4 protein-coding genes are annotated in these 4049 nt (G+C 74.2%); 1 reads left to right on the forward strand and 3 read right to left on the reverse strand.

All coding sequences use genetic code 11. The features are described from left to right. The 3 genes from WML84_RS13430 to WML84_RS13440 all read right to left on the reverse strand — a co-directional run. Positions 1–848: CoA ester lyase (locus tag WML84_RS13430; protein ID WP_347346643.1), on the reverse strand; the 848-nt coding region annotated here is incomplete at its 3' end. A gap of 238 nt (positions 849–1086) precedes the next feature. Continuing rightward, the gene (locus tag WML84_RS13435) at positions 1087–1740 is read right to left on the reverse strand and encodes a YigZ family protein (protein ID WP_347346644.1); all 654 of its coding nucleotides are present in this window, start codon (positions 1738–1740) and stop codon (positions 1087–1089) included. A gap of 27 nt (positions 1741–1767) precedes the next feature. Continuing rightward, positions 1768–3003, reverse strand: coding sequence for a multidrug effflux MFS transporter (locus WML84_RS13440; protein WP_347346645.1), 1236 nt, complete (start codon positions 3001–3003; stop codon positions 1768–1770). Positions 3004–3077: 74 nt separating this feature from the next. Here WML84_RS13440 and WML84_RS13445 point away from each other — a divergent pair. Then, positions 3078–4049, forward strand: a 972-nt coding sequence (locus WML84_RS13445) for an EamA family transporter (protein ID WP_347346646.1), incomplete at its 3' end; no start/stop codon positions are given.

Genomic DNA, 4049 nt, shown 5'->3' on the forward strand with positions numbered 1-4049 from the left:
GCCAGGGGCCGGATGCCGAAGGCCCGGGCGAGGGTGTCGATCTTCTGCGCGCGGCCGAGGCGCGGCAGGTCGCTGCCGTCGCGCACGACGCGCCCGCGCGCGTCGAAGTCGGCGAGGAAGTCGCGCGCCCACGTGACGTCGGAGCTCGTCGGGCTGATGCACTCGTTGATGACCGGGAGCTGCTCGACGTCGACGCACAGCTTGCCGGTGAGGCCGAGCGCGACCGCCGTGGCGGACTGCTCGCGCAGCACCGGGTGGCTCGAGCTGACGGTCGGCCCGTCGACCGGGCCCGGCAGCCCCGCGATCGTGCTCGCGACGACGAGGCGGCTGCGCGGGTAGGCCATCGCGAGGTCGGTCGCCGCGGTGCCGGTGTCGCGGCGGTAGTCGCCGCTGCCGAAGGCGAGCCGGAAGACGCCGCGCGCCTGCGCGATCGCCACCGCGCATTCGATGCCGAGCGCCGACTCGATGAGCGCGATCACGCGCGTGGTGCCGCCCAGGCGGTCGTACGTCTCGGTGACGTGCTCGGCCGACTCGCTCTTGGCGAGCATGACGCCGAGGAGTCCCTCGTTGCCGCGCAGCCGGTCGACGTCGTCGCTCCAGAAGTCCGAGGCGCGATCGTTGATGCGCACCCACGCCCGGCCGCCGCGCTCGAACCAGGCCAGCACGTTCTCGCGCGCGGCGTCCTTGTGCCGCGGGTCGACGCCGTCCTCGAGATCGAGGATCACCTGGTCGGCGTGCGAGCGGGCGACGACGTCGAAGCGCTCGGCGTCGCGGGCCGACACGAGCAGCCACGATCGGGAGATCTCCGGGGGAACCGTCGCGCGGCGGGATTCGGACGTCGTCGTCATGGGATGCTCTGGTCTCCGTGTCCGTGGTCGGCGTGCCCGTGCCGCCGGCCGCTCGTCACGATGCGGCACCCGGGTCGGTGCTCAGAACGACGGTACCCGCTCGGCGGCGCGGCGGGCGCGACCGTCGCCGGGTTTCGCGTTCGAGGGGTCATGGATGGCCGGTTCCTCGACGGGCATGTCGCCGCCCTCGGCCTCCGCACGATCCCGAGGCCGTCGGGAACGGCCCACGCGGGCGCCTCTACGCGGGGACGTCGACGATGCGCTCGCCGCCCACGTGCGGCGTGAGCGCACCGGCCGACGCCGCGGCGACGTCGTCGTGCAGTCGGTCGAGCCCGTCGGCGGGCACCCAGAGCTCGAGCGTCGCCGCGGCCTCGTAGATCGTGTCGCCGAGCGTCGCGCCGTGGCGGGCGGTCCACTCGCGCAGCAGGTTGTCGTAGCGGCCCGCGTCGGCGTGCGGCACCTCGAGGGTCACGCGCGTCAGCGAGGCGCGGCGCACGAGCGCGGCCAGGTCGAGCGCCTCCGACACCGCCGAGGAGTACGCGCGCACGAGGCCGCCGGCCCCGAGCTTGGTGCCTCCCCAGTAGCGCGTCACGACCGCGACGAGGTCGGTCAGCTCGCGGCGGCGGAGCACCTCGAGCATCGGCATGCCGGCCGTCCCCGACGGCTCGCCGTCGTCGGACGAGCGGGCCTGGTCGCCGCGCAGGCCGGTGACCATCGCGGTGCAGTTGTGTCCGGCATCCCATGCCTGCTTGCGGATGCGGGCGATGACGGCGTCGGCCTCGTCGACGGATGCCACCGGCTCGACGTGCGCGATGAACCGGGACCTCTTGATCACGATCTCGTGCTCGACCGGCGCGGCGATCGTCGCCGGATAGGACGATGCCGCGCTCATGTCCTCCACGGTACGGGCGGCGCGGCGTCAGCGCACGGCGCGGGCCAGGCGCGACGGGCGGGCCAGCACGAAGCTCACGCCGGCACCGGCCATGCCGACGATCATGACGAGCACCATCGGCACGGCGGTGTGGCCGCCGCCCGAGGTCGCCAGCGGCGCGGAGATCGCGATGCCGAGCGACTGGGCGATGCCCTGGATGCCCGACGCGGAGCCCGCGTGCTCGTGCACGCCGTCGGCGGCGAGCGCCGCCGCGTTGCCGAACACGAACGCCTGCGCGGCCATCAGGACGAAGAAGCCGATGCAGACCGGCACGAGCGCGGTGTCCCATGCGAACACCGAGAGCGCGATGAGCACCACGGCACCCGCCGACAGGCTGAGACCGGCGGCGATGAGCTGACGGGGCCGGAAGCGGCCGATGAGCCTCGCGTTCACGACGGTGAGCCCGGCCTGGGCGAGCGCCGTGGAGGCGAAGAAGAGCGAGAACGGCAGCGGCGCGACGCCCTTCATCTCCTGCAGCACGTACGACGAGTTGGCGATGTAGGCGAGCATCGCGAACAGCGACGCGGTCGAGATCAGCACGTACGCGACGAACGAGCGCTCGCGCAGCACCGAGCGGAACCCGTGCACGATCGTCGCGAGCTCGCCGCGGTGGCGCCGCTCCACCGGCAGCGTCTCGGGCACGTAGAGGGCGGCCGTGACCGTCATGACGACCCCGAACGCGGCGAGGATCCAGAAGATCAGGTGCCACGTGCCGCCGAAGGTGAGCACGAGCCCGCCGATGACGGGCGCGATCGCCGGGGCGAGGCCGCCGAGGGCCATGAGGAGCGACATCACGCGGGCCAGCTGCTCGCCGCGGGCGACGTCGATCACCACCGCACGCGCGACGGTCGCCGCGATGCCGCCGCCGACGCCCTGCACGAGCCGCATCGCGACGAGCACCTCGATCGAGGGGGCGAGCGCGCAGCCGATGCCGCCGAGCGTGCAGACGATGCCGCCGACGATCATCGGCATCCGCCGTCCGTACCGGTCCGACAGCGGTCCGCCGACGAGCTGGCCGCCGCCGAAGCCCAGGAAGAACAGCGTCAGGGTGAGACCGACGGCGGATGCCGTGGTGCCGAGGTCGGCGGTCACGTGCGGGAACGCCGGCGTGTAGGTGTCGGTCGCGAACGGCGGCACCGCGGACTGGATCGCGAGCGTCACGATGAGCGCCATGCTCACCGCGGCGCCCCGTGCGGCGGCGGTCGCTCTCGGCTCGGTGTGCACCGACACAGCCTATGGGCTCGCCGCGGCCGTCGACTGCCGGGCGATGCCGGGGAACATTGTGTAACAATAGTCCGGTGCTTCCTCTCGCCGCCGTCCTGCTCGCGGCGCTGTGCTTCTCGACGACCGGCACCGCGCAGAGCCTCGCGGCCGTCGACGCCTCGCCGATCGCGGTCGGGGCGTCGCGGCTGCTCGTGGGCGGCGGCATCCTGGGCCTGCTCGCGCTGCTCGGTCGGGTGCGGAGCCGGCCCGCGCGGGCCGCGACGACCTCGCGCGTGCCGTCGTGGCTCGTGGTCGCGATCGGCGTCGTCGGCGTGCTCGGGTATCAGCCGGCGTTCTTCCTGGGCACGCGCGTCAACGGCGTCGCGATCGGCACGGTCGTCGCGCTGGGGTCGGCGCCGATCCTCACCGGCGTCCTCGACGCGATCGTCCGGCGCCGGCTCCCCGGCGCGCGCTGGGCGGTCGCGACGGCGATCGCGGTGACGGGCGTCGTGCTGGTCTCGGGCCTCGTCGGCACCGGCGTCGCGGCCGACCCGACGCAGAGCGCCGTCACGCCGCTGGGCATCCTCACCTCGGTCGGCGCGGGCGCCTCGTACGCCCTGTACACGCTCGTCGGCAAGGAGCTGCTCGACCGCGGCTGGAGTCCGCGCGACACCATGGGCTCGATGTTCGGGGTCGCCGCCGTGCTCAGCGTGCCGCTCCTGCTCGTCTCGGGCGCCGCGTGGCTCGCGACGCCCGAGGGACTGGCGCTGGCCCTGTGGCTCGGCGTCGTCACGACCGCGGTGGCGTACCTGCTGTTCGCGTGGGGTCTGGCGCGTCTGCAGGCGACCACGGTGGCCACGCTGACGCTCGCCGAGCCCCTGTCGGCGACGCTCCTCGGCATCCTCGTGCTGCACGAGCAGCTGTCGCCGGTCTCGATCGCCGGACTCGTCGCGATCGCGGTGGGCCTGCTCGTGCTGAGCGCCGGCTCGGGCGGCAGGCCGCGCGGCGGCCGGGGGTCGGATGCCGGCGGCGGCTCGCACGGAGGCGCGCGCGGCGACCGGGGCACG

The sequence above is a fragment of the Microbacterium sp. genome, from assembly GCF_039812165.1.
Taxonomy (GTDB): Bacteria; Actinomycetota; Actinomycetes; order Actinomycetales; family Microbacteriaceae; genus Microbacterium.

Coding starts and splice junctions, on each gene's coding strand:
- WML84_RS13435 (WP_347346644.1), bottom strand. CDS start 1,740: ATGAGCGCGGCATCGTCCTATCCGGCGACGATCGCCGCGCCGGTCGAG.